Source organism: Archangium minus, assembly GCF_044360475.1.
Lineage (GTDB): Bacteria > Myxococcota > Myxococcia > Myxococcales > Myxococcaceae > Archangium > Archangium minus.
Genome location: NZ_CP043494.1, coordinates 9,744,488 through 9,768,606 on the forward strand (window position 1 = coordinate 9,744,488; position 24,119 = coordinate 9,768,606).

22 protein-coding genes are annotated in these 24,119 nt (G+C 69.2%); 10 read left to right on the forward strand and 12 right to left on the reverse strand.

The window, feature by feature from the left end:
• Genes F0U60_RS39760 through F0U60_RS39770 form a run of 3 tightly spaced genes read right to left on the reverse strand, consistent with a single transcriptional unit; the run spans window position 1 to window position 2,209 of the window.
• Window positions 1–741, reverse strand: coding sequence for a CoA-transferase subunit beta (locus F0U60_RS39760; RefSeq protein ID WP_395807628.1), 741 nt, complete (start codon window positions 739–741; stop codon window positions 1–3).
• Entirely contained in the window at window positions 738–1,541 is an 804-nt protein-coding gene (locus F0U60_RS39765) for a CoA transferase subunit A (RefSeq protein ID WP_395807630.1), read from the reverse strand. The genes F0U60_RS39760 and F0U60_RS39765 overlap by 4 nt, the downstream gene beginning before the upstream one ends.
• Window positions 1,538–2,209 (reverse strand): TetR/AcrR family transcriptional regulator, encoded by a 672-nt coding sequence (locus F0U60_RS39770; RefSeq protein ID WP_395807632.1) that lies wholly within the window; start codon window positions 2,207–2,209, stop codon window positions 1,538–1,540. Before F0U60_RS39770 ends, F0U60_RS39765 begins: the two co-directional genes overlap by 4 nt.
• Before the next feature lie 240 nt (window positions 2,210–2,449).
• On the opposite strand from F0U60_RS39770, the gene F0U60_RS39775 reads away from it, so the two are divergent.
• Window positions 2,450–2,794, forward strand: coding sequence for a hypothetical protein (locus tag F0U60_RS39775; RefSeq protein ID WP_395807634.1), 345 nt, complete (start codon window positions 2,450–2,452; stop codon window positions 2,792–2,794).
• Window positions 2,795–2,894: 100 nt separating this feature from the next.
• Window positions 2,895–4,454, forward strand: a complete 1,560-nt coding sequence (locus F0U60_RS39780; protein ID WP_395807636.1) for a hypothetical protein — start codon at window positions 2,895–2,897, stop codon at window positions 4,452–4,454.
• Window positions 4,455–4,464: 10 nt separating this feature from the next.
• Here F0U60_RS39780 and moaC read toward each other — a convergent pair whose 3' ends face one another.
• Genes moaC through trxB form a run of 3 tightly spaced genes read right to left on the reverse strand, consistent with a single transcriptional unit; the run spans window position 4,465 to window position 7,157 of the window.
• Complete coding sequence (gene moaC, locus F0U60_RS39785) at window positions 4,465–4,974, reverse strand: cyclic pyranopterin monophosphate synthase MoaC (RefSeq protein ID WP_395807638.1); 510 nt, start codon at window positions 4,972–4,974, stop codon at window positions 4,465–4,467.
• A complete protein-coding gene (locus tag F0U60_RS39790; RefSeq protein WP_395807640.1) occupies window positions 4,971–6,158 on the reverse strand; it encodes a trans-sulfuration enzyme family protein in 1,188 nt (395 codons plus the stop codon). The genes moaC and F0U60_RS39790 overlap by 4 nt, the downstream gene beginning before the upstream one ends.
• A gap of 39 nt (window positions 6,159–6,197) precedes the next feature.
• Window positions 6,198–7,157, reverse strand: coding sequence for a thioredoxin-disulfide reductase (gene trxB, locus F0U60_RS39795; protein ID WP_395807642.1), 960 nt, complete (start codon window positions 7,155–7,157; stop codon window positions 6,198–6,200).
• An 80-nt stretch (window positions 7,158–7,237) separates the two neighbouring features.
• Here trxB and F0U60_RS39800 point away from each other — a divergent pair, with 80 nt between their 5' ends.
• The 4 genes from F0U60_RS39800 to F0U60_RS39815 all read left to right on the forward strand — a co-directional run bounded on the left by F0U60_RS39800 (window position 7,238) and on the right by F0U60_RS39815 (window position 13,145).
• Entirely contained in the window at window positions 7,238–7,696 is a 459-nt protein-coding gene (locus F0U60_RS39800; RefSeq protein WP_395807644.1) for a cyclic nucleotide-binding domain-containing protein, read from the forward strand.
• Between the two features lie 236 nt (window positions 7,697–7,932).
• Window positions 7,933–8,310, forward strand: coding sequence for a response regulator (locus F0U60_RS39805; protein ID WP_395807646.1), 378 nt, complete (start codon window positions 7,933–7,935; stop codon window positions 8,308–8,310).
• Between the two features lie 6 nt (window positions 8,311–8,316).
• Window positions 8,317–11,100: an ATP-binding protein gene (locus F0U60_RS39810; protein WP_395807648.1), complete on the forward strand. Its 2,784-nt coding sequence runs from the start codon at window positions 8,317–8,319 to the stop codon at window positions 11,098–11,100.
• Complete coding sequence (locus F0U60_RS39815; protein WP_395807650.1) at window positions 11,097–13,145, forward strand: response regulator; 2,049 nt, start codon at window positions 11,097–11,099, stop codon at window positions 13,143–13,145. The genes F0U60_RS39810 and F0U60_RS39815 overlap by 4 nt, the downstream gene beginning before the upstream one ends.
• A gap of 2 nt (window positions 13,146–13,147) precedes the next feature.
• Here F0U60_RS39815 and F0U60_RS39820 read toward each other — a convergent pair whose 3' ends face one another.
• Window positions 13,148–13,594 carry a DUF6960 family protein gene (locus tag F0U60_RS39820; protein WP_395807652.1) on the reverse strand — a complete coding sequence of 149 codons (447 nt, stop codon included), beginning with the start codon at window positions 13,592–13,594 and terminating at the stop codon, window positions 13,148–13,150.
• A 380-nt stretch (window positions 13,595–13,974) separates the two neighbouring features.
• On the reverse strand, window positions 13,975–14,301 hold the full coding sequence (locus F0U60_RS39825; protein WP_395807654.1) for a hypothetical protein: 327 nt from the start codon (window positions 14,299–14,301) through the stop codon (window positions 13,975–13,977).
• Between the two features lie 238 nt (window positions 14,302–14,539).
• On the opposite strand from F0U60_RS39825, the gene radC reads away from it, so the two are divergent.
• Genes radC through F0U60_RS39840 form a run of 3 tightly spaced genes read left to right on the forward strand, consistent with a single transcriptional unit; the run spans window position 14,540 to window position 17,687 of the window.
• Window positions 14,540–15,307: a DNA repair protein RadC gene (gene radC, locus F0U60_RS39830; RefSeq protein ID WP_395807656.1), complete on the forward strand. Its 768-nt coding sequence runs from the start codon at window positions 14,540–14,542 to the stop codon at window positions 15,305–15,307.
• 35 nt (window positions 15,308–15,342) lie between these two features.
• A complete protein-coding gene (locus F0U60_RS39835) occupies window positions 15,343–15,618 on the forward strand; it encodes a DUF3006 domain-containing protein (protein WP_395807658.1) in 276 nt (91 codons plus the stop codon).
• Window positions 15,619–15,620: 2 nt separating this feature from the next.
• On the forward strand, window positions 15,621–17,687 hold the full coding sequence (locus F0U60_RS39840) for a RecQ family ATP-dependent DNA helicase (protein ID WP_395807660.1): 2,067 nt from the start codon (window positions 15,621–15,623) through the stop codon (window positions 17,685–17,687).
• A 15-nt stretch (window positions 17,688–17,702) separates the two neighbouring features.
• On the opposite strand, the gene F0U60_RS39845 is transcribed toward F0U60_RS39840, so the two are convergent.
• Together F0U60_RS39845 and F0U60_RS39850 are read right to left on the reverse strand one after the other, a co-directional pair.
• Entirely contained in the window at window positions 17,703–18,071 is a 369-nt protein-coding gene (locus F0U60_RS39845; RefSeq protein WP_395807662.1) for a hypothetical protein, read from the reverse strand.
• On the reverse strand, window positions 18,068–21,514 hold the full coding sequence (locus F0U60_RS39850; protein WP_395807664.1) for a tetratricopeptide repeat protein: 3,447 nt from the start codon (window positions 21,512–21,514) through the stop codon (window positions 18,068–18,070). The genes F0U60_RS39845 and F0U60_RS39850 overlap by 4 nt, the downstream gene beginning before the upstream one ends.
• A 167-nt stretch (window positions 21,515–21,681) precedes the next feature.
• Between F0U60_RS39850 and F0U60_RS39855 the strand changes: the two genes are divergently transcribed.
• Window positions 21,682–22,005 carry a hypothetical protein gene (locus F0U60_RS39855; RefSeq protein WP_395807666.1) on the forward strand — a complete coding sequence of 108 codons (324 nt, stop codon included), beginning with the start codon at window positions 21,682–21,684 and terminating at the stop codon, window positions 22,003–22,005.
• A gap of 276 nt (window positions 22,006–22,281) precedes the next feature.
• Here the strand turns inward: F0U60_RS39855 and F0U60_RS39860 are convergent, their stop codons facing one another.
• Complete coding sequence (locus F0U60_RS39860; protein WP_395807668.1) at window positions 22,282–23,226, reverse strand: SDR family oxidoreductase; 945 nt, start codon at window positions 23,224–23,226, stop codon at window positions 22,282–22,284.
• Between the two features lie 19 nt (window positions 23,227–23,245).
• Window positions 23,246–24,100, reverse strand: a complete 855-nt coding sequence (locus F0U60_RS39865) for a lysophospholipid acyltransferase family protein (RefSeq protein WP_395807670.1) — start codon at window positions 24,098–24,100, stop codon at window positions 23,246–23,248.
• Window positions 24,101–24,119: the final 19 nt, after the last annotated feature.

Genomic DNA, 24,119 nt, shown 5'->3' on the forward strand with positions numbered 1-24,119 from the left:
TCACGCCCCCACGAGCTGGTCGCGGAGGCAGCGGGAATCGATCGCCCGGATCGCCGACACGGTGCGCGCATCCGGAAGCGAGGTGACGGGCAGCGACACGTCCGCGTGGAACGAAAAGCCGGTACGCTCGCGAATCGCGTCGAGCGAGGCCCAGGGGTGACGCGAGAGGAGCCGCGCCCCGCCCGCCCCGAGCTCGAAGACGCCGAGATCGGAGATGAGCTTCACCGGGCGGCGATCATCCCGCGTGGTCACCACCTGCACCTCGGGCACGAGGTTGCGGCGCGACTGCCGAGGCACCACCAGCACCGGCCGGCGTACCCACTGCCGCAGCGTGGCCGCCCCCGCCACACCGGGGAACTTGGTGCGCGGACGCTCCAGGCTCCCCGAGGCCGTCATGTTCGTCTGTCCCAGGGCATCCACCTCGGCGGCCCCGAAGAACACGGTGTCCACCCTGCCCCGCCGGGCATGGTCGAAGAGGTCCGGAATGGTGACCTCCGCCGAGCGCCCCTCCAGGTAGCCGAGGTCCTCGGACGAGGGGAGCAGTGAGGGCAGATCCGGATCCAACGAGCCAACGCACGCCAGGTATGTCAGCGAGGGCGCGTGCGTGGCCCGAGCCACGGCGATGGCGAGGATGGCCAGCGGCGAGGCAACCCCGGTGGCCACCACGCCGCCATCGTCAATCTCCTGGGCGAGCAGCGAGACCACGACCTCCGCGGGCGTCACGGACGATTCCACGTTCATGCCGCGCTCCGGGTCCGCCGCAGGAGGCTGTCGAGGAACTCCGCCTCACGCCCGGCCTCGGCCAGCGAGAGGTAGTCCGCGAGCATCGCGTCGTCATGCGGGTACAGCCCGACACAGCCAGTCGGCAGCGCCCCACCCCGCGCGAGCGCGACGCGCTCCACCTGGAAGCCGGGGATCGTCACCCGAGGAAGCCGGGTTACACGCTCCTCGGCCGTCGCCAGCACCCGGCGAGCCGCGCCAGCGACCAGCAGGTCCGTCGTGGGGTCCTCGATGTAGAGGTTGCCCCGCTCGTCCGCCGCGCGCGCGTGGATGAGCGCTACGTCCGGATAGACGGCCGGCTCGACCGGCACCCGCTGACCCGTGAAGGGATCCACCACCACCTGGAGCGGCTCGGCATCGGCCAGCTCGGACACGTCCGCGTCAGGCGCCGGAATGAAGGGCAGCCCCATGGACGCCGCGCGCAGCCGCTGCACCACGCGGTACCCGTCATGCTCACGCCAGACGATGCGCCCCTGCTCGATGGCCCGCTTGAGACAGGGCATGGGACGCACCCGGCCCTCCAGGTTCAGCGCGCCGAAGGGCAGCTCCACTCGCGAAAGACAGCCCCCGGCCACCAGGAACTCGGCGGGCAACGGGTTGGGCAGGGAGATGAGATGGAGACCCTTGCGGCCTTGGGCGATCAGCTCCAGCACCAGCGCCATGGGCGCGCGGCCCAGCATGAAGCCCCCGGTGGCCAGCGAGGCCCCGTCGGGGATGGACGCCACCAACTCCGTCACCGAGCCCCAGCGACCGGGCTTCATGACTCCCCTCCCGCCACCTTGGGAGGAACGATCGACAGCACGGGAGTACCCGTCGCACCCGCGGCGGCCATCGCCGGAGTCACCAGCCCGGTGAAGAGCAGCTCCACCATCTCGTTGGCGACCTGCTCGGCCGACAGTCGCCCGTCGGGCTGGAACCACTTGTAGATCCACAGCACCATGCCGAGGAACGAGAACGCGGCCACGGTGGGCTGCACGGGGCGGATACGCTCCATGCGCACGGCCTCGGAGAACGCGTCCTCCAGGAACCGGACGTAGTTCTTCTTGCGGCTGTCGATGAAGGCCCGAGCCTCGCCGGTGAGCGTGGCGTGCTCGTGGAGGATGATGATGACCTCCTTGCTGCACCCACCCGTCACCAGGTGGATGTTGAGCCGCATGCACTCACGCAGCCGCTCGACGGGGTCCGGGAAGTCGCGCACCTTGTCGAGCACCTGCTGCTCGAAGGCGTCCATCCCGTAGCTCATGATGTCGAAGAGCAGCTGCTCCTTGTTCTGCACGTGGTGGTAGAGCCCCGCCTTCGTCATCCGGCACGCGGCGGCAATCTCCTGCATCGAGGTGCCCTCGTAGCCGCGCTCGCAGATGAGGCGCGCCGCCGTCTCCAGGATCGTCCGGTAGCGCTCGCCGTCATCCTGCTTCCGACCCGAATGCATCGCGTGTCCTCCTTGAGGGGGGCCAGCCAGCAAACTCCCGACTGACCTACCGACCGGTCGGTAAATGCCCGGAACCAACACAAGGCGTCAAGGGGAAAGCTTTGGGAACCGCACTCCCCGAGTCATTTCAGGGGGTTACAGCTGCACGTCTCCTCCCCAAACAGAGGGGGCGGGGCTCGCTGCATGGAAAGTGCCTACATGGCCACTTTCGTGACGCTTGAACCTGGCAGGAGGCAACACGTGGTCATCAACAAGAAGACTCGGCTCATGCTGGCCGGCGCCGTGGTCGGCGCCTCGATGCTGTCCCTGGCGGTGGCCAACGCGCAGTTCGATCCCAGCACCGGCGCGCCCACCACCACGCCGGGCGTCCCCCAGACGACGCCGGGGGTCTCCCCTCCCCCTGGAAGTGTCCCTCCCACGCAGCCGTCCCCGTATGACACCGGGACGGATGCCGGCACCGGAGGCTCCGGCGCGATACCGACCTACCCCTCGCCCTTCGGTGCGACGGATGCGGGGGTTGGCGGCTCCGGGCTGATGCCCCCCTCGTCTCTCGGAACGGGTTCGCAGGACGCAGGGCTCTTTTAGAGCGCAAAGCTTAGGGCTCCAACCTTGGGGCTCCCGGGCCCCGCATGTGACCGGGTTCCGCTTGTGCTAATTGCCCGCGCACAAGAGGAACCTCTCACACATGGGCAACACCCACATGCAACGCGGAGCAGGCGTCCTCGGGACGACCGCGCTGCTCTTCTTGCTGCCGTTGGCCACCTACTGGCGCACCATCTTCCACCGCTACGGACTGCGTGATGACTACGCCATCCTGCGGGAGGCCCAGGAGGAGCCCGGAAAGATACTGAGGGTCTGCGCCGCCCATGGGCGACCGCTGTACGGCTGGCTCCTCGAGCTGTCCGCGCGTGTGGCCGGCGAGATTGATGGCTTGTGCTGGCAGCGGCTCGCGGGAGTCGTGTGCCTGGGATTGCTCAGCGCGGTGGTCTTCCTGATTCTCGGCCAGCTGGGTTGGCACCTGCCGCAGGCCGCCCTGCTGTCGGCCACCTTGTCGATGTTGCCTTCCGCGCAGGTGATCGCGAGCTGGGCCATCTGCTGGCCACAAGCCCCGGCGTCGCTGATGGGGCCCCTTGCCTTCGCGCTCTCGGAAGGGGCAACACGGCACTCCTCGGGACTGCTTCGCTGGAGCCGATGGCTTCTCGCGGTCCTCGTCATGGCCGCGGCGACGCTCACGTATCAGCCGAGCGGTCTGTTCTACGCCGTGCTGGTGGCGGCAGCGCTCGCGGTGCGGCACCACGACACCGTCAAGGACACCCTCCGTTGGCTGGTGCGCCACCTGTGTGTCATGGCCGCCGGACTGGGCTCCGCGTTCGTGTTCATGAAGATCTTGTTCGCGGCCGGGGTGTTCCGCGCCTCACCGCGAATCACCTTCGAGCTCCACTGGCTGGACAAAGCGGTCTGGGCCGTCACCGAGGTGCTTCCCAACAGCCTGGCGCTGCTCGTCATCGAGGATGTTCGCGACGCCTCGGCCCGTGGGTTCTGGGTCATGGTGGTGCTGACCCTGGTGATCGTCACCGCGGGAATCCTCATCGAGGGACGTCGCACCGGTAGCCCGGGTCGCTGGCGCTGGATCCTGGGTCTGGTAGCGCTCTCGGCCGTGGCCTACGGCATCAGCTTCCTCGCGAAGGAGCGCTGGCCGACCTACCGCACGCTCTACGCGCTCACCGGCGTGTGGACCGTCTTCTTCGCCGCGTCGCTGGTGAACATCGGGAGCTGCTGGCCCGCTCGGGGACAGAAGGTCGCAACCGCCCTGCTCGCGTGCTTCGCGGTGACGAGTGTGCTCCTCGCGTACCAGCAGAGCTTCGAGCTCTTCGCGGTTCCCCAGAGCCGCGAGCTCGCGCGCATGGAGGCCCGCCTTCGTCAAATCGAGCCGGAGGAACGCCCGCGAATCTTCGTCGTCACCGCTCGGCAGACCGACTCTTCCGCGCCGCGCCGGTATCTGGATGAGTTTGGCTCCATCTCCGTTGATGCCGAATGGGTGGCCAAGGAGATGTTGAAGCAGCTCATGAAGGAGCGCTTCCCGGAGGTCCGCGATGTGAGTGGCCTCTATCGCTTCGCCGCCGGCCCGCGCGCCCCAGAGCCGAAGAACTATGACGTCCTGATCGACATGCGCGAGTCTCCACCCGCGTACGTGACGGCCACTCCCCTGAAGCCCCCCACCGCGAAGGGTGGGCGGGCTCAGTAGGCGCGAGGGACTACCGCTTCGACGAGCGAGTCGCCTTGCGCTGAGAGCGGGTCGCCGGCCGTTTCCCGGTCGGCTTCTCGGACTCGCTCGCACGGTCCCATGTGCCGGAGCGACCGCCGGACTTGTGGTCCAGCTGCACGTTCTCCATCACCATGCCCCGGTCCACGCTCTTGCACATGTCGTAGACCGTGAGGGCTGACGCGCACGCCGCGGTGAGCGCCTCCATCTCCACGCCCGTGCGGTCCACCGTCCGCACCGTCACGCGAATCTCCAGGGCATCCTCCAGCGGCTGGAGGTGCACCTCCACCCCGGACAGCGCGATGGGGTGACACAGCGGGACGATGTCCGGGGTGCGCTTGGCCGCCATCACGCCCGCGAGGCGAGCCGCGGCCAACACGTCCCCCTTCTCCACCTTCCCCTGGAGAATGCGCTCGAGCGTCGCCGGGAGCATGCGCAGCCGAGCGGTGGCCACCGCCACGCGCTCGGTCTTCTCCTTTCCTCCCACATCCACCATCTTCACCGCTGCATCGCCTCCGCCACCGCGGCGAGCAGGTCGTCCGCGATGTCATCCGGGTCTTCCAGGCCCACCGAGACGCGGATGAGGCTCTCGCCGATGCCGGCGGCCTGCCGCTCCTCGGGCGTCATACGACGCGCGCTCGCGCTGGCCGCGTGCATCACCAGCGTGCACACGTCCCCGAGCGACGGCGCCGCCCGCGCCAGCTTCACCTTCTCCAGGAAGCGGAAGCAGTCCGGCCGGCCCGCGCCCTTGATGTCGAAGGCCACCATGCCGCCGAAGCCGCCCTCCAGCACCTGCCTGGCCACCGCGTGGTCCGGGTGCTCCGGCAGACCCGGGTAGTGGACGCGCGCGACGAGCGGCGACTCGGAGAGCCGCTTCGCCACGTGCAGGGCGTGCTCGCAATGGGCCTTCATGCGCACCGGCAGCGTGCGCACCCCGCGCAGCGTGAGCCACGCCTCGAAGGGCCCCAGCACGTCACCGCCGAGCAGGCGAGCGGCCCGCAGCGCCGCCATCTTCTCGCGGCTGCCGCTCACCGTGCCGCCCAGCGCGTCGCTGTGCCCGTTGAGCCACTTCGTCGTGGACTGGATGGAGTAGTCCGCCCCCAGCTCGCACGCGCGCTGCCCGTACGGCGAGGGGAAGGTGGCATCCACCGCGAGCGCCGCGCCCACCTCCCGGCACGCCCGCGACAGCGCCCGGATGTCCGGCACGCGCAGCAGCGGGTTGGTGACGCTCTCGGCCAGCACCAGCTTGGGGCGCAGCGCGACGATGCGCTCGGGCGCCGAGGCGTCCGAGAGGATGAGCGCCTCGACGCGAGCCCCGGTCCGCGCGGCCAGGTTCTTGAAGAGAGACCGGGTGACGCCATAGCCATCCGCCGGCATCACCACCACGTCGCCCTGCTTGAGGTTCAGCACGTCGAAGACGGCTCGGAGCGCGGCCATGCCGCTCGCGTAGGCCACACAGGCCTCCGCGCCCTCCAGCGCCGCCACCGCCTCCTCCAGCAGCGCGGCATTGGGCGCCGCGATGCGCGAGTAGACGTAGTCCTTGCCATCCAGCGCCGCGTCCAGCTCGTCGCTGTTGTCGAAGAAGCTCACCGCCGACACGTGGATGGGCGGCACCACCGGCTGGGACTTGCTGCCCGTCAGCTGTGCGCCCGCGTGTACCGCCACCGTCTTCCGCTTCGTGCTCATGGTGTGTCCAGGGTCTCCCAAAACCTGTGCCGCAAGGGCCTACTCGCCGTGCTCGATGAGCCAGCGCTCGGCGTCAATGGCCGCCATGCAGCCCGTGCCCGCCGCGGTGATGGCCTGCCGGTAGTAGCTGTCCTGCACGTCACCGCAGGCGAACACGCCCTCGATGTTGGTGCGGGTGCTGCCCGGCACCGTCTTGAGGTAGCCGCCCTGGTGCGTCTCCAGCACGCCCTGGAACAGCGCCGTGTTGGGCGTGTGGCCGATGGCCACGAACAGGCCCGTGGCCGCCACCAGCCTCGTGTCGTTCGTCTTCAGGTTGCGCACCACCGCGCCCGACATGCCCTTCTGGTCGCCCACCACCTCGTCGATGGCGCTGTCCCACAGGAAGGAGATCTTCGGGTTCTTCAGGGCCCGCTCCTGCATCACCTTCGAGGCGCGCAGCGAGTCGCGCCGGTGCACCACGGTGACGCTCTTGACGATCTTCGCCAGGTAGGTGGCCTCCTCCATGGCGGTATCCCCACCGCCCACCACCAGCACGTCCTGGTTCTTGAAGAAGGCGCCGTCGCACGTGGCGCACGCGGACACGCCGCGGTTCTTGAACTGGTCCTCGCCCTTCACGCCCAGCCACTTCGCGCTCGCACCCGTGGCGATGATGATGGTCTCCGAGTAGCAGCTCACGCTCTCGCCCTGGATGAAGAAGGGGCGCTTGGAGAGATCCAACTTCACCACGTTCTCCATGTGGATGACGGTGCCGAAGCGCTCGGCCTGCTTCTGGAAGCGCTCCATCAGCTCCGGACCGGTCACGGCCTCGGGGAAGCCAGGGTAGTTCTCCACGTCGGTGGTGACCATGAGCTGGCCGCCGGGCACGCGCTGCGGGTCATCGAGCGTGGGGCCGCCGGAGAACATGACCGGCTCCAGGTTGGCACGCGCGGCGTAGATGGCCGCGGTGTAACCCGCGGGCCCCGAGCCGATGATGGTCACCTTGTTGATCTTCTCCGCCACGGGTCGTCACTCCTCTGTATCTCAAATGTGGGGTGTCACCGTACCAGAGCCCCTCGGGTCGTGGTACGAACTGGCGCCACATGGATGCCTCGATCCTCAAGAAGGTTGCGCTCTTTGAGGGACTCACCCAGAGTCAGCTCCATCGCGTGGCGAAAATTGCCCGTCCCCGGGGCTACGAGGCGGGCGCCTGCCTGTTCCATGAGGGAGATGCCGGCCAGGAAATGTTCATCATCCTGGAAGGTAAGGTTCGCATTTCTCAGCAAGTGCCCGGCATGGGCGAGGAAGCGCTCGCCATCCTGGAAAAGGGCCAATATTTCGGGGAAATGTCCGTCATCGAGGACATTCCCCGCTCGGCCGACGCCTTCGCTCACACCGCGTGTACCCTGTGGGTTATCGAGCGCGAGCACCTGGATCACCTGATGTTCACAGACAAGGACCTGGCTTATGTACTGCTGTGGTCCTTCGTGCGCACCCTGTCGGTGCGGCTGCGCGAGACGAACGCGAAGATGAAGACCTTCCTCGCGCTGTCGCGGTTCTGACAGGCGGGCTTGCCTCCACCCGGGCCGAGCCCCTTCCCGCCTGGCGGCACGGGGTCCCGCCGGGGTGACCTGTGCCCGCATGGGAGACCTCGCCAACACCCGCTCGGATGCGCTAGCACTCGGCGTCTGTCCGCCCCCGTTCGCCTGGACTTCGTCACCGCCGAGCGGGCCGGCACCACCTTCCGGGTGGAGTTGCCCGAGTGCCTCGCAGTCTCACCGCCCGAACAGGAAGCCCCATGACGATTCGCAAGGTGCTGCTCGTGGATGATGAGGACGACATCCGGACCATCGGTCATCTGAGCCTCAGCCGCGTGGGCGGCTGGCAGACGGTGCTCGCCGCATCGGGTGCCGAGGCACTGACCAAGGCCGCCGCCGAGCAGCCGGACCTCATCCTCCTGGACGTGATGATGCCGGGCATGGACGGGCCCACCACGCTCGTCCAGCTGCGCGCCCAGGCGTCCACCGCGAAGACGCCCGTCATCTTCATGACGGCGAAGATCCAGAAGCAGGAGGTGACGCGCTACCTGGAGCTGGGGGCCGTGGGCGTCATCGGCAAGCCGTTCGATCCCATGACCCTGCCCGCCGAAATCAAGCGGCTGCTGCCACCCACCTGAGGACGCGTGAAGACCCTTCTCTCGAAACGCTCGGTGGTGCTCGCGGCAGGGGCGCTCGTGCTCCTCTGCGTGCTCTTCGTGCTGGGCCGCCCGATGAGGGCCGCCGAGCATGACAGCTACCGGACTCGGCTGCGCCAGCTGCGCGTCAAGAGTGCCGAGCTGGAGCAGGACACCCTCCGCACCCACCTGGGGCTGCCGCAGGCACAGGGCTCGTCGCGAGAGACGGTGGCCGAGCTGCGCCTGAGGGCGGCGGAGCTGCGTCACTTCCCGAGCCTGCTGCCGGAGCAGGAGCAGCGCACCCTGGGCGCGGTGCTGGACGCCTATGTCCGCGCACTGGTGGACGAGGAGCTGTTGCTGGCGCGCCTCCAGGAACAGGAAGAGAGAAGGACCGGAACCCGGTCGGACCTTGAACGGCGAGCCGCCACCCTGGCCGAGCAGCTGCCTCCGGGCGAGCCGCGGGGAAGGACTCAGGCACTCACAAGCGCCGTGCTGGCCGGCGCGGACGCGGGCCGTGAGTCCCAGGTGGACGAGGCCCTGGCCTCCCTGGCGGCGCTGACGGCCGGGAAACCAGAGCTCGAGGCGCCGCGCGCAGAGCTGGAGACACAGGCCCGGGCCCTCCTGACCCAGGAGCGGGAAGTCGACGCCACGCTCCGGCAGCTGATGGCGCACCCCGCCAGCCTCGAGGCCGAGCGCCTCATCACCACCTACCTCCAGCTCTACGAGGGGGCCCTGGCGCGCACCGAGCGCTTCCGCATCATCCTCTTCGCCTTCTCGCTGCTGCTCGTCGCCTTCGTGCTGATGGTGCTGATGCGGCTGGCACGCACGGGTGCGGCGCTCGACGCGCTCAACGCAGAGCTGGAGCGACGCGTGGAGGAGCGCACCTCGGCCCTCGCCACCGCCAACGCAGAGCTGCGCGAGAGCGAGGATCGCAAGGCCGCCATCCTGGAGAGCTCGCTCGATGGCATCATCTCCCTGGACGAGGGAGGCCGCATCCTGGAGTTCAACCCGGCCGCGGAGCACATCTTCCGGCTGCCTCGGGCCCAGGCGGTGGGACGCGACTTCCTGACCCTGGCACTGGCCGCCACCGTGAAGGCCGAGCAGCGCGAGACGGTGAGACGCGCGCTCCGGGCCGACGCCACGCCGGGCCACGCCACCCGCCTGGAGCTGTCCTGCCTGCGCATCGACGGCAGCACCTTCCCCGCCGAGCTCACCCTCCTCCGGGTACGCAGCGACGGCCCCGCGCGCTTCACCACCTACGTGCGCGACATCACCGAGCGCAGAGAGGTGGAGCGGCTGAAGAACGAGTTCGTTTCCACCGTCAGCCATGAGCTGCGCACGCCCCTCACCTCCATCCGCGGCTCGCTGGGCCTGCTGGAGGGCGGTGTCCTGGGCGAGCTGCCCCCTCCGGCCCAGGACATGGTGCGCATCGCCCGCACCAACACCGAGCGCCTCATCCGCCTCATCAACGACATCCTCGACCTGGAGAAGATGGAGTCCGGCAAGCTGGAGCTGAAGCTGCAGCCGGTGGAGGTCTCCGACGCTATCGAGGCCACCTTCAGCGGTGTGCAGGCCATGGCGGACACGGCGCGGGTGAAGCTGCACGCGGAGGCAGTGGGCGCGGGCGCGGTGCGAGCCGACAGGGATCGCCTCATCCAGGTGCTCACCAACCTCGTCTCCAACGCCATCAAGTTCTCCCCCCAGGACAGCCAGGTGGAGGTGCGGGCCGCTCGGGACGCACGCGGCCAGGTGCGCTTCTCCGTGGTGGACCAAGGCCCGGGCATTCCCCTGGAGAAGCGCGACCGGCTCTTCGGCAAGTTCCAGCAGCTCGACAGCTCGGACACGCGCTCCAAGGGAGGCACCGGCCTGGGGCTGGCCATCTCTCAGGCCATCATCGAGCAGCACGGCGGCCGCATCGAGGTCCAAAGCGAGCCAGGCCAGGGCGCCACCTTCACCTTCTCGCTGCCAGCGCTGCGCGCGGGCTCGGGGGTCGTCTCCCGCGTCATGGACGACTCCCGCTACACCATCCTCGTGGTGACGACGGACTCGGAGCTCTCTGGCCTGCTGCGCGGACTGCTCACCCACGAGGGCTACCGCGTGCTGCGCAGCCCCTCGCCGGAGGAGGCGGAGAAGCTCATCGAAGTAGGCGCGCCAGACGTGCTGGTGCTGGACGCGCAGTGGATGGACGGCAGCGGCTTGGACTTCGTCCGGCGGCTGCGCGAGGAGCCGCGAACCCGCGAGCTGCCGGTGCTGATGCTCGCGGGGCGCTCGCCGCAAGAAGAGGGACTCGTCAAACCCCTGCTGGTGGACTGGGTGGACAAGCCCTTCGACGAGACGCGCTTCCTCCAGGCGCTGCGCTACGCCATCCGCCGGCCCGGCCAGGCGCGGGTGCTCATCGTGGACGACGACGCAGCCACGCGCCAGGTGCTGCGCGCCCAGGTGGAGCGACTCGGAGCCGCCTGCTACGAGGCCGAGGATGGGGAGAGCGCCGTGGCCATGGCGCGCCTGACGCCCCCGGATCTCATCGTCCTGGACGTGGGCCTGCCCCAGCTCGATGGCTTCGAGGTGGTGGACATCCTCCGCCAGGGCAAGGGCCGCGGCACGCCGCTCATCGTCTTCACGGGACGCGAGCTGTCCTCTCTGGACCAGAACCAACTCACGCTCGGCATCACCCGCCACCTCACCAAGGCGCGCACGTCCGAGGACGAGCTGCTCTCCTCCGTGAGGGAGCTGCTCAATGGATTGCTGGCCCGCCGGGACGATGAACCGAAGCAACGCAAGGAGGCCTCATGAGCCGTGGAACGCTCCTCTTCCTTGAGGATGATCAGGATCTGCAGTCGCTCGTCTGCGCCTACCTGCGCGAGCGGGGCTACGAGGTGGAGTCGGCCCGCACCGTGAAGGAGGCGCGCAACCTGCTGTCGCTCATCCGGGTGGACGCGGCCATCGTGGACGGGCTGCTGCCGGGGATGACGGGGACGGAATTCATCCAGGAGCTGCGCCAGACGCAGCCGACGTTGCCCATCCTCTTCGCGTCCGCCTTCTGGAAGGACCTCAAGAGCCACGATCAGCTCACCCGGCGGTTCAAGGTGTCGCGCGTGATGCACAAGCCCTACACCCCCCAGGAGCTCCTCATCTGGGTGGAACAGGTCCTGGCGCGGCGGCCCCCACCTCTGCCGCCCAAGACGCTGGCCGAGAACACGCGTGCCGACGACGACCTGGATGCCACCCTCCAGGCCCTGCGCGCCGAGTACGGCACGCGCCTGGCGGAGAAGCTACGGGAGCTGATGGCGGCGATGCTGCGGGCGCGAGCTGCGAACCCCGAGGCGCTCGAAGAAGCGTACCAGCTCGTCCACAAGCTGCATGGGACGGCGGGCTCTTACGGCTTCCACGCGGTGAGCGGGGCGGCGCGGCACCTGGAGTCGCTGCTGAAGCCAGCCCGCGAGGTGAAGGGAGCCGTCGATTGGAGGGCCCTGGATGCGGCACTGCACGAGCTGGCCACAGTGGCTCGGAGCATCGCCCCCACCTCCCCTGCTGCCCAGGCTCCAGGCGCCGCGAAGACCAAGGCTCCCCCTATGGAGGTGGAGCCACGTGGCACGGTGCTGCTGGTGGATGACGACGAGGCGTGGCTGGCGGACGTGGAGCGGATGGGGAAGGAGCGGCTGCTGCGGGTGGTGACAGCCCGTAACGCGGACGAGGCCGTGGCAGAAGCGCGACGGCAGCGGCTGGATGGCGTGCTGCTGCACGTGGACCTGGGAGGCAAAGAAGGAGGCTTCCCGGTGGCAGAGCGGCTGCGCGCAGAGCCGGAGCTTCGAGAGCTGCCCCTGGGCTTCTTCGGCGCTGGGGGGGATGTCACCTACCGCATCGCGGCGATCCACTGCGGCGCATCGCTCTACCTGCCACGGCCCTTCTCCGCGGTGGAGCTCTCGGAGGCAGTAGAGCGGATGGTGGCCGCCCGGCGCCCGGAGCGCTCGCGGGTGCTGGTGGTAGACGATGACCCGGAAGCCGTGCGCGCCCTAAGCGCAGCCCTGACCAGCCAGCTGGTGGAAGTGGTGGGCTTGGAAGATCCCTATCGCATGGTGGACGTGCTGGCCGAGCAACGGCCGGATCTGCTGCTGCTGGACGTGGAGATGCCGGGGCCGAGCGGGTTCGACCTGTGCCGCATCGTGCGCTCCATGCCCGAGTGGCAGAGCCTGCCCATCCTCTTCATCACCGCGCACACGGGGGTGGAGTTCCGGGTGGCGGCCTTCCAGGCGGGCGCGGACGACTACCTCGCCAAGCCGGTGATGCGCGAGGAGCTGAGAGCCCGCGTGCAGTCCCGGCTGGAGCGGGCACGGCTGGCACGCGATCGGGCCGAGCGAGATGTCCTCACGGGGCTGCTGCTCCGCCGTCCCTTCCTGGAGGGCCTGCGCGCGAAGTTGGCCGAGGCGCAACGGATGGGCAGGACGCTGGCGCTGGGCTTCCTGGACGTGGACCGCTTCAAGAAGGTGAACGACACGCACGGGCACCTGGCGGGAGATCGCGTGCTGATGCAGTTGGGACGACTGCTGACAGCACGCTTCCGCAAGGAAGATCTGCGGTGCCGGTGGGGTGGCGAGGAGTTCGTGGTGGCGCTGATGGGAGCGTCAGCCGAGGGCGCTCGCGACATCCTGGCGCGCACGGCGGCGGAGCTGGCGCGGGCCGACTTCGAAGGGGACAAGGGCGAGCACTTCCACGTCACCTTCAGCGCGGGGCTCGCGGTGGCGCCCCAGGACGGCGCGGATGTGGAGACCCTGCTGCGCGTGGCGGACGAGCGGCTGTACCGGGCCAAGGCCCAGGGTGGCAACCGCCTCGAGGGCTGAGCTCAACCCCGAGAGGACGGGAGCTGCGGAGGGGACTCCAAGCGGGGCAGGAGCTCCTCGGCCCAGTAGCGCCCGGCAGCTCGCCGCTGTCCGCAGCGAATGAGGAAGAAGGGCCGAGCCTGTTTGTAGTGCCAGTGGATGGCGACGACGACGCCGGTCCGCTCGCGGTCCCTGCGCAACCGAACCTCGCCACCGAAGCCGAACGCGAGCGGGGCAATGGGTTGGAAGAGCTCCGGCCGGACGCGGAAGGTGCTCTCGCCATAGCGCAGCACGATGAAGCCCTGCTCCGCGGCCTCGCCGAGCCGCTGGAGCACCTTGCAGTAGGGCCACAGCAGCGAGAAGCGCTCGAGGTCATCGGGATGAACGAGCTGACGCTCGGCTTCAGATTGCCCATGCCAGGGATAGAGCCCCCACGCGTGCGCCTTCGTCTGCTCGGAATTGGTGGTCATCGGTACCTCCTCGATTGCTCGGGGTCCCCCCGGACCGCGGACCCGTGCGAGGCGTGAGCGCGAGACGGACGCCGACGCCAGGCACCTCCCTGACGTGACACCGCGCGGGGAGATCCGCCAGCCGTCGCCATCCCGGCAGTGGGTCGATCCGCACACAATGCGACGGTCGCGCCCGGAAACCCCGAGGCAGGACGGGTCGGCACGCACGTTGCTCCACATCCCGGCGCGGACGAAGGGTGAGCGGGCGTGTCGGGTGGCGTGGAGGAAAGTGCGGAGGAATGTCCGTGGGTAAGGGGTCGGTGAGGTCCGTTGCCTCACCGACCCTGAGTCCCTGGCTCCGTAAGCCAACGGCGGGCCCGGGACAGGCCCGCCGTGGACGTTCACCTCCCCGTTGCGTTCGGCTTGGTGCCGACCCGCGCGGCCGTGAACGCGGTCGGCACGCCTTCCTGCAGCATGTAGAAGCTGCCGTTCAACCCAGCAAAGGTACTCATGATGCCGGTGATCGACTTGCTCGCGAGGTTGCCAGCGTAGGTCGTTTCGGAGTTGTCAAACGTGAACATGAACATTCCAGCGCTCTGGACCCATAGGCCGCCAAGGCCACCGCCCATGGTGAAGGTCCCGTTGGCATTCACCGTCATCGGTACCGAGCTGTAGGAGCCATCGGAATACCAGTCGTAGAACAAGGTCCAGTTACCAGGTACAGGCATGGCGTGCTCTCCGTGTGGAAATGCGTTGCGTTGGTCCCATTGAGAGGCCGTACGGCTTCTTGCTTTCGAAAGGAGAGAGGAACTTCGAAACGAATGTGAGGAGCGCCGCGGCCTCACATGGGCCCGTCTCGGTGGAGAGCTGATCCACACACAACGGGACGGTGAGACCTGACACGCCCGAGGGGAGCACGCCCGGCACGCGCGTTGCTCTTGTCACGCGACGCGGATGGAGGGCGGGATGGAACGGACGGTGGCGTTGGCGACGGTGGGGTGGGAGGAGTCCGCGGGCGATGGGTCGGTGAGGGAGAAACTTCCGGAGGCACAGAGCCCCCGGGAGCGTCTCTTCCGGTTGGGGGCGGCGGCCCTCACCGACCCGGAGCTGCTTTCCGTGGTGCTGGGCTCGCGCTCGCAGGCCCTGGCGGAAGCGCTGCTCGCCACGCGAGGGGGGCTCAAGGAGCTGGTGCAGAAGGATCCGCGCGAGCTGTGCGCGCGTCCCGGAATGGGGCCGGTGCGCACGGCGCAGGTGATGGCGGCGCTGGAGCTGGGACGTCGAGCCCAGCGCGTCACGGAGCGGCGACCCCGCCTGCGCACCCCGAGGGAGATCTACACGTACCTCGCGCCCAACCTGAGCGCGTTGCGGCGCGAGGTCTTCCACGTGCTGTGCTTCAACGCGCGCAACGTGCTGCTCCACGACGCCCGCGTGGCCGAGGGCACCATCAACGCGTGCCCGGTGGATCCACGTGAGGTGTTCGCCGCGGCCATCACCTCACGCGCCTCCGCGATCGTACTGGCCCACAACCACCCGTCGGGAGACCCGGAGCCCTCGGGGCAGGACCTGGGCCTCACCGCGCAGCTCATCGAGGCGGGCCGGGTGCTGGGCATCAAGGTGTTGGATCACGTGGTGGTGGGAGACGGGACGTACACCTCGCTGCTCGAGCGGGGCGAGTTGCCGCTGCTGGGTGGGGAGACGAGAGGCTCATGGAGCATGGCGGGAGAGCGTGGATGATGCTGGGTGCATGGGGTGTAGCGGCATGTGGCGGGATGAGCGGGGCTCTTCAGGTGGAGGTGCTGGAGGACGAGGTGGCGCAGGTGGTGCCCGTGGGCGGCGGCAAGGCCTACGTGGTGCCGCGCTCGACACTGCCCCCGGGAGCGAGAGAGGGAGACGTGGTACGGGAGGGCCGCCTGGATACCGAGCTGGGAGCCCGGCTGGCCCGAGAGGTGGCCGAATGGCGTGCGCGCCTGGCTGTTCCCGTACCTGACGGGCTGGACCTGGACTCAGGAGCCTCTGGGTCGTTGACGACCAGTAAGGAACAGTGAATATGCGACGGATGCCGGTGGCCCTGCCCTACTTCGAGCAAGCCCAGGAGGGACTGGTCCGCCATTTCGGGCTGACCGAGTTCCGGCCGGGACAGGCCCAGGTCATCAGCTCCGTCTTGAGCGGGCGCAACACCGTGGTGGTGATGCCCACGGGCGCGGGGAAGAGCCTGTGCTACCAGCTCCCCGCCCTGCTGCTGTCCGGGGTGACGCTCGTCATCTCCCCCCTCATCGCGTTGATGAAGGACCAGGTGGAGCAGCTCACCGGCCGGGGCATCCCCGCCACGTTCATCAACTCGTCCCTGTCGGACATGGAGCGCGCGGACCGCATCCGCCGTATGCGCGCGGGCGAGTACAAGCTCGTCTACGTGGCGCCCGAGCGCTTCCGCAGCCCCAGCTTCCTGGACGCGCTGGCGCAGGTGGGGGTGGAGCTGCTCGCCGTGGATGAGGCCCACTGTATTTCCCAGTGGGGCCATGACTTCCGGCCGGACTACGCGCAGCTCGGCCAGGTGCGTAAGCGCCTGCGCCCGCCGCGCACCGTGGCCCTCACCGCCACCGCCACCCCCGAGGTGCGCGACGACATCATCCGCTCCCTGCTGATGAAGGATCCGCAGGTGTTCGCCGAGGGCTTCGACCGGCCCAACCTCTTCCTGGAGGTGTTCGAGGTCGGCGGAGACGAGGACAAGCGCCGGGCCTGTGCGGGGCTCGCGTCGCTGGGAGGCAGCGGCATCATCTACTGCTCCACCCGGAAGTCGGCGGAGAACACGCACTCGTCGCTGCTCGAGCGAGGGGTGAACGCCATCCTCTACCACGCGGGAATGGACGACGACGCGCGGCGCCGCGCCCAGGACGAGTTCATGTCCGCCAAGGAGGCGGTGGCGGTGGCCACCAATGCCTTCGGCATGGGCATCGACAAGCCGGACATCCGCTTCGTCGCCCACGCCAACATCCCCAAGGCGGTGGAGGCGTACTACCAGGAGATCGGCCGCGCGGGCCGCGACAGGGGGCCGGCCTTCGCCGCGCTCCTCTTCAACCACGCGGACGTCTACACGCAGGAGCGGCTCATCGAGAGCAACCACCCCTCCGAGGCCGTCATCTCGGACATGTGGAACGTGCTGCGGAGCGTGCCCGAGTACGACAAGGGCCTGCACGTGCTGGCCGCCCAGGCAGGCGCCAGCGAGTTCGAGATCTCCGCCGCGCTCCGCATCCTCGAGCGCGAGGGCAAGGTGGAGCGCGGAAGCCGCGGCGAGGGCGAGTACGGCATCACCCTGACGGAGAAGGCCTCCGCGACCCAGCCTCACGCCCCGGACGCCCGGCGACTGCTGGCCTCGCTGCTGGAGACGTTCCCCGTGGGACGCTCCGCTACCACCGAGCTCCCCATCCTTGCGCGGCGCACGGGACTGTCCAGCGAGGAAATCCAGCACGCGTTGAAGCTGCTGGAGCGGGCTGGAGCGCTGCGGGTGCGCCGTCCCTTCTCGGGACGAACCATCCGCGCGCTGTCACAGGTGCCCTTCCGCGAGCTGGGCGTGGACCTGAGCAAGGTGCGCGAGCAGGAGCGGCGCTCCATGCTGCACCTCAAGCGGATGACGGACTACGCCTATACGAAGCGGTGCCGGCGGGCCTTCATCCTCCAGTACTTCGGACAGCAGGACGTGGAGCCCACGTGTGGCAACTGCGACACGTGCGCCGGGAGCCGGATGAGGCGATTGGAGGGACTCGCCCGCTCCTCTACCGCCTCCCGCGCCACGCCGACGCTGGCTCCGGGACGGCCCGAGGGCTACAGCGAGCTGGCCGCCACCGAGTTGCGCCGCTGGCGCAAGGAGCTCGCGCGCGAGCTCGAGGTGCCCCCCTTCATCATCTTCAACGACGAGACGCTGCGAGGGCTCGCCGCGGCCCTCCCCATTGATCGCGAGTCCTTCCTCACGGTGAAGGGGACGGGCGAGAGTCGCTGGGAGCGGTTCGGGCCCAAGGTGGTGGAGATCTGCCTCATGGCTCGCGCCGCCGGCCACGAGCCCATCGCGGTGGCCCCCGTGCCGCCCCGAGTACGCAAGTCCCGAAGCGCCCGCCACTGAGGCCCGCGGGCGGAGCTACGGCCGCGAGCCCTTGCGCATCGCGAGGCCGCGCAGCGTGCCCATGAACAGCCCCACCACCACCGCGAGCAGGAAGATGATGACGACGGTGGTGGCGCCGAAGACGAGGCGCAGCACGGGCTCGGTGATACGGCCGGAGAAGTAGGCTTCCCGCAGCGGATGCATCAGCCCCGTCAACTCCAGCGCCCGGGCTGGCAGCGAGTCGAGTGACAGGGAGAGCCGCTGCAGGAAGGGCGAGGGCCGCAGGCGCCGCGCGCCCTCCACCACGATGCCCACCAGCAGGTAGAGCACGGACAGCAGGAAGGCATTGCCTCCCATGATGCGCATCAACGGCAGAGGCGGCGGGGTCTGGGGCCGCACGCTCATTTGCCTCCTGCTTTGCGGAGCAGCGCCGGCAGGGCCTTCCTCACCCGGCCCGCCTCGGGAGAGGCCGCCGCCAGCTTCAGGAAGGACTGGTACGCCTCCACCGCCTTCGCCGTCTCGGCGGGGTTGCGCACGAGCGCGTCCGCCAGGGCCAGCCGGGCCAGTCCATCCACGGGCTCCAGCTCCACTGCGCGGGAAAGCTCCTTCAGCGCCGTGGCCTCATCGCGCTGCTTGAGCGCCACCTGCCCCAGCACCAGGTGGTTGCGCCCGGAGAAGGGAGCCAGCCGCACCGCCTCGTCCGCCGCCGCGCGCGCATCCTTCGTGGCCCCGGCGGCGAGCAGCACCCGCGCCATGGCCGCCTGGGCGAACGCCTTGTCCCACGTGGTGGGCGCCTTGTCGGCGATGCCCTGCAGCACCTTCGCCGCGGCCCGTCCGCCCGAGTCCGCCACCCAGTGCTCGCCCGTCCGGCCACAGGGGGTGTCCGGCCCCTCGCGCCGCGCCGCCTCGAAGGCCTTCTCAGCGTTGGCCACCAGGCCCTGCCGCATGAAGGCGAGGGCGATGGCGCAGAAGGTCTCCGGCGACTTGCTGTCCAGCTTGTTGGCGCTCTCCAGGGCGCCGAAGCCTCCCTTGGTATCGCCCAGGGCGAAGAGGATGTCCGAGCGCACGCGGTGCGCCTCGGGATCATTGGCAACCAGCTTCACCGCGCGCGCCGAGGCCGCCTCCGCCTCCTTCGTCCGGCCCTCGTGGAAGAGCGCCAGGGCGAAGCCCTTGTGAGCAGACGGGGTGCCCGGGTTGTCGAGCTGCCACTCCTCGAACTGCTTGAGGGCATCCTTGGTGCGGCCCAGCGCCAACAGCGCCCGGCCAAGCGCCTCGCGCGCCTCGCCATGCGAGCTGTTGCGCTCCACCGCCTGCGTCAGCGGCTTCATCGCCAGGTCCGGCAGACCCCGGGAGATGAGGAGCCGGCCCAGCGCGCACGGAGCCTCGTAGTCCCGCGGATCCTCCGCCACGGCGGCCTCCAGCAGGGAGCTCGCCTTGTCCAGGGACTTGTCCTGCCAGTGCAGCAGGCCCAGCGCCGTGCGCACCTCGGCCTTGGCCGTCTTCGTCGTCGCAAGCGTCTTCTCCAGCGCGGCCACCGCCCGGTCGCGCTCGCCCTCGGCGACGTCAGCCTGAGCCAGGTAGATGATGGCCTCGACGGGGTAGCGGTCCTCCACACTCGTGCGGGCCAGCTCCACCCGAGCGCGCTTCCAATCACCCAGCTTCGAGTACGCCGCGCCCCGCACCAGCGACACCTGGCGGCCCTCGCCGTCCACGCGGGAGAGCACCTCGCGCTCACGATCGCGGTCCAGCAGCACCCGGCCCAGGCCCGCCTTCGCGTCATCACTGTCGGGCTTCAGCTTGAGGGCCTCCTCAAAGGCCCGCTGGGCGGCGGCCATGTCCCCGGCCCCGCGGTTCGCCTCTCCGAGCGCGAGGTGCGTCTCATAGGCCAGCGCGCCCTTCGTGCCCTCGGCGAGCAGCGTCCGCGCATCGCGGCCCTTGCCGAGCGCCGTCATCAACCGACCCTGCACCAGGCGATGACGCTCACGCAGGGAGACCGGCAGCGAGTCTCCGGTCAGGTCCTGCACGTCGGCGAGGGCCTGATCCAGCTCCTGGCCCAGCACCAGCCGGCTCTCTGCGACGCCGAGCCGTGCCGCCGGGTGCTCGGGGGCCAGCTTCATGGCGGCCGTGTACATCTTCAAGGCGTTCACCGGATCACCCGCGTCCCGGTAGTACGCCCCCAGCGTCACCAGGGCGCGCACGTTGCGCGGCGAGGCCTTCAGCGCTCGCTCAAGGCGCTCCAGGGCCTCCTTCGTCCTGCCTTGCTCGAGCAGGACAGCGCCCGCCAGCGCCTGCGCCTCCGGGGCCTCCACCTTCGCGCCCACGAGCGCCCGGCGGGCGGCGTCGCGGCCCTGCGCGTCAGCCACCAGCATGTCCACGAGCAGAGCGCTCACCGGGTGCTCCGCGCGCACGCCCGGGTGCTCCAGCGCGGCGAGCGCCTGCGCGCGCTCCTCGGCGGAAGCAGTGTCCGCATACCGCAGGGCATGGGCATAGGCCGAGAGGGCCCAAGCCCGGGTGTTGTCATCCTCCAGCCCCACCACGTGGGAGAGCAGCTGGAGCGACTCCCGCCGGGAGGACTCCGTGTCCTGCTCGAGCAGCCGGGAGACGCGATCCAGCGCCGCGACGAGCGCCTGTCCCCCCTGCTTCGCCCGCACGACGAGGAACACGCCGAGCAGCACCACCACGACGGCGACCGCGGCCATCACCTTCAGTGTGCGGGGAGAGAAGAAGGTGTCCGAGCCCTTGGGGAGCAGCTTCTCGCGCAGCTCGCGCTCGTAGGCCGCGGTGAGGGCCGCCACGTCCTGGACGGGAAGTCGGCTCACCGGAGCGGCGGCCGGAGCGGGAGCAGCCCGGGTGGCGACTTCCGTGGTTGCCTCGGGCAACTCCTCGAGCAGCCCACGCCGGGAGCCCGTCGCACCAGGACGCGCGGCGTGAGCGGGCGAGAGGACGGTGGGCGGCTCCTCGGCCACGGGCGGCGCCTCGGCCGCGGGCGCGGCGGGCTCCTCCAGAGGAGGGAGATCCGAGAGCAATCCCCCCTCATCCGCGGAAGCGGCCTCCACCGGAGCGGAGACCTCCACATCCGACGTGATGGGAATCTCCGCCGACAGGAGCAGCGGCACCTCCTCGGTGGACACGCCCTCCGCAGGCGCTTCGGAGGGAGCTGCCTCGGAGGCCTCGACCGGAGGAGGCGACGCCTCGGAGGGCGAGCCCACGTCGATCTCTCCGGTTTCCAGCGCCAGCACCGGCTGGGACTCCTCGGCAGGAGCCTGTCCCACCGGAGTCTCGGCCGTCACGGCCTCGTGAACCGACCCTTCTGGCTCAGGGGCCGCTTCCGCGGGCGCCTCAGGAGAAGCTTCCGGCGCGGACGCCTCGGCCTGGGGAACGGGCTCCTCCGCGGACTGGGGCTCGAGCGCGTTCAAATCACCAAAGGCCGGCGCGGGTCCACCCGCGAGCGCGGCCTGAGCCTGCTCCATCCATCCGCGCACGCGGCCATCGTTGGGCTGCAGGGCCAGGGCCTTGCGCAAGATGGGCAGCGCCGAGCGGAACAGGCCCCGCTGCAGCAGCACCTCGGAGATCAGGTTGTAGGCGTGTGGGTTTTCCTTGTCGATCGCGATGGCTTGATCGAACTGAGCCATCGCCTCCGCGGGGCGACCCATGAGGATGAGGGCCTTGCCCCACAACACCCGCCCCGTGACCGAGTTGGGATGGTGGGAAATGCCTTGCTCGCACACCGAAATGGCACGGGCATGCTCGCCCTTGGCGATCAAGGCCTTGGCCAGTTCTACGAATACCGACGATGCAGGATCCTGGGCGAGGAGCTGCTCGTAGCGCTCCACCAACGATTTGGCCATGCGGCCACGGACCATAGCACCGGGGCTGCTCCCGTTTCGCCCCCTCCGCGAGGGGTGCTACCGTCCTCCGGGTGAATCGCCTGCTTGCTGTGTTCCTCGCCCTCACTCTCGGTGGGGCCTGTGCCCACACAAAGAAGAACGCCAACACCGAGAATCTTCGCCCCACAGTGGAATCCTTCCATCAGCGTGTGCGCTGGAAGGACTTCCGGGTCGCCTCTGGCCACATCGTCCCCGAGCGCCGTCAGGATTTTGAGAGGGCGCTCCGGGAGAGCGAGGCCGAGCGGGATCTGAACATCACCGACTACGAGATCGAGAGCGTCGAGATGGTGGAGGAGGGCCAACGCGCCATCGTCACCAGCACCATCCGGTGGACGCGCCTGCCCTCGGTGTCCGAGCAGAAGGCCGCCGTCACCTCCGAGTTCGTCTTCCGGAATGGGACGTGGCTCCTGGAGCGGCAGCTTGGGGGACCGTTCGACGGCGTGCTGCCCTGAGAGAAGCCGGGCAAAAAAAATCGCCCACCGCCTCGGGGCCGGCCGAGACGGTGGGCGCCGGAGGCTCCCCCATGGAACCCCCTAACCATGTCCGGCCATTGAGCAAGGCGGGTGCCAATCCCCTGCCCCTCCCACCCGCACCGTGAAATCAAGGGGTTGCGCGCGGCCCCCAGGTGAAGGCGTGTGTCGAAAAAGCCAAGGGCCCTGACAGCTGTGTCAGATCGCCCTCGGAGCCCCGTGGTTTGGGGCCCCTGACATGCGCGTCGGGGGAAACTCTTACTCGCCCACGACGGAACGGATGGTGTCACGCATGGAGTGGCGGGGCTTCCAGGCCACGTCCTTCTGCCAGCGCGAGCCGTCGACGTTGCAGAGGAACTGGATGTGGTCCAGCTCGGGCGGGGGGAAGTTGGCCAGCCGGTACTTGAAGAGGACGCCCAGGAGAGGCCGGGCCACGGGGTGAGGCACGGGGATGGGGCTGTGGCCGAGCTCGCGGTGGATCGCGGACAGGGGCACCTCACCGGGGCCCACCACGTTGTAGACGCCCTTGGGTTCGGGGCGCAGGGCGGCCTCGACCATGGCGCGCGCCACGTCTTCCACGTGGATGAGCTGCACCATGGGATCAAACCCCGCCAGCACCCACGGACGGCGCAGCCGCAGGTAGTTGCTGGGAGCGTTCTTGATGGTGGGGCCCACGATGTGGACGGGCCGGAGGATGACCGTCTGGATGTGGGGGTGCTTCCAGAAGAAGCCGTGCGCGAGCATGTCCACTTCGATGAGATCGCGCACGCCCGAGAAGCGGCTGGCCGCCATGAGCGGAGCGTCCTCGGTGAGGAAGTTGGAGTTGTCCGGGCTGGGTCCGTAGACGTTGGCGGACGAGAGGACCACCACCTTGGACACGCCGTACTTGGCGCAGTACTCGAGCAGGCGCGTGGTGCCCACCACGTTGAAGGAGTGGTGCTCCTCCTCGCTCATGCGCGGGTCGTGCATGATGCCCATGTGGATGACCGCGCGGATCTCATTCTTGCGGAAGACGTCCTCCGCCTTCTTCTTGCGCAGGTCCAGCTGGTGCATCTCGACGTCCTTCGGTCGGCCCACGAAGGGGCGCCGATCGATGCCGATGATGCGCTCGTGCTTGTGCAGCAGCTTGGCGAGGGCCCGGCCCAGGTTGCCGCTGATGCCGGTGACGACGACGGCCGGTCTCTTGGAAGGATCCTGATTCATGGCGCGCGTGCCGGGCCCGTCACCAGAAGACGCTCTGGCGCTCCTTGAGGCCCTGGTTGAGCATGGTCTGGATGGCGGTCTTCACGGTGCGGACCTTCTTGTCCAGCTCGGAGTCCTCGTCATCCGGGCGGCCGGTGAAGCGCAGCGGGTCTCCGAAGTAGATGCGGTACTTGGTGGGCAGGGGCAGGGGCAGCCCGGTGACGGTGATGGGGAAGGTGGGGAAGCCGAGCAGCTTCGCCACGGGCTTCACGTCCATGAGCGCGGGGGCCTGCTCCTCGGCGCCCACCACGGCGATGGGGACGATGGGGGTGTTCGTCTCCAGGGCCAGGCGCATGAAGCCCAGGCCGAAGTCCTGGAGCTGGTAGCGCTGGGGCCACAGCTTGCCCAGGCCACGCACGCCCTCGGGGAAGACGAGGATGGCCTCGTCCGACTCCAGCAGGCGCCGGCAGTTCTCCGGGGTGCCGACGATCTGCCCCACCCGCGCCATGAAGGTGGAGACGTAGGGCAGCGTGGGCACCCATTTCTCCACCATGCTGCGGATGGCGCGCGGAGGATCCGCCTCCAGCAGCATGGCCACGCCGATCATCGCCCCGTCCATGGGGAGCTGGCCGGAGTGGTTGGAGATGAGGAGGACGCGCCCCTTGGGAACCTTCTCGATGCCGTAGGCCTCCACCCGGTGGTAGTGGCGGTAGAGCCAGAAGATGGGGGCGAGCGCCGACAGGCTGTAGTCGAGATTGAAGCCGAACGGATCCACCCCGTACTCGTTGCCGGAACGGGAGAGCGCCTGCAGGCGCTCCTTGCGCTCCGGCCCCACCATGCGCTCCGTCCACTCCCGGAGCTCCTGCTTCACCTTGTCGCCGAGCTGCTCGAGCATGGGGCGTGTCTATACCATC

What these genes read in the sequence shown, in the direction of transcription:
- F0U60_RS39760 (WP_395807628.1), bottom strand. Translation starts at nt 741, where the DNA reads ATGAACGTGGAATCGTCCGTGACGCCCGCGGAGGTCGTGGTCTCGCTG.
- F0U60_RS39765 (WP_395807630.1), bottom strand. Translation starts at nt 1,541, where the DNA reads ATGAAGCCCGGTCGCTGGGGCTCGGTGACGGAGTTGGTGGCGTCCATC.
- F0U60_RS39770 (WP_395807632.1), bottom strand. Translation starts at nt 2,209, where the DNA reads ATGCATTCGGGTCGGAAGCAGGATGACGGCGAGCGCTACCGGACGATC.
- F0U60_RS39780 (WP_395807636.1), top strand. Translation starts at nt 2,895, where the DNA reads ATGGGCAACACCCACATGCAACGCGGAGCAGGCGTCCTCGGGACGACC.
- F0U60_RS39790 (WP_395807640.1), bottom strand. Translation starts at nt 6,158, where the DNA reads ATGAGCACGAAGCGGAAGACGGTGGCGGTACACGCGGGCGCACAGCTG.
- F0U60_RS39800 (WP_395807644.1), top strand. Translation starts at nt 7,238, where the DNA reads ATGGATGCCTCGATCCTCAAGAAGGTTGCGCTCTTTGAGGGACTCACC.
- F0U60_RS39805 (WP_395807646.1), top strand. Translation starts at nt 7,933, where the DNA reads ATGACGATTCGCAAGGTGCTGCTCGTGGATGATGAGGACGACATCCGG.
- F0U60_RS39815 (WP_395807650.1), top strand. Translation starts at nt 11,097, where the DNA reads ATGAGCCGTGGAACGCTCCTCTTCCTTGAGGATGATCAGGATCTGCAG.
- F0U60_RS39820 (WP_395807652.1), bottom strand. Translation starts at nt 13,594, where the DNA reads ATGACCACCAATTCCGAGCAGACGAAGGCGCACGCGTGGGGGCTCTAT.
- F0U60_RS39825 (WP_395807654.1), bottom strand. Translation starts at nt 14,301, where the DNA reads ATGCCTGTACCTGGTAACTGGACCTTGTTCTACGACTGGTATTCCGAT.
- radC (WP_395807656.1), top strand. Translation starts at nt 14,540, where the DNA reads ATGGAACGGACGGTGGCGTTGGCGACGGTGGGGTGGGAGGAGTCCGCG.
- F0U60_RS39835 (WP_395807658.1), top strand. Translation starts at nt 15,343, where the DNA reads ATGAGCGGGGCTCTTCAGGTGGAGGTGCTGGAGGACGAGGTGGCGCAG.
- F0U60_RS39840 (WP_395807660.1), top strand. Translation starts at nt 15,621, where the DNA reads ATGCGACGGATGCCGGTGGCCCTGCCCTACTTCGAGCAAGCCCAGGAG.
- F0U60_RS39845 (WP_395807662.1), bottom strand. Translation starts at nt 18,071, where the DNA reads ATGAGCGTGCGGCCCCAGACCCCGCCGCCTCTGCCGTTGATGCGCATC.
- F0U60_RS39850 (WP_395807664.1), bottom strand. Translation starts at nt 21,514, where the DNA reads ATGGCCAAATCGTTGGTGGAGCGCTACGAGCAGCTCCTCGCCCAGGAT.
- F0U60_RS39860 (WP_395807668.1), bottom strand. Translation starts at nt 23,226, where the DNA reads ATGAATCAGGATCCTTCCAAGAGACCGGCCGTCGTCGTCACCGGCATC.
- F0U60_RS39865 (WP_395807670.1), bottom strand. Translation starts at nt 24,100, where the DNA reads ATGCTCGAGCAGCTCGGCGACAAGGTGAAGCAGGAGCTCCGGGAGTGG.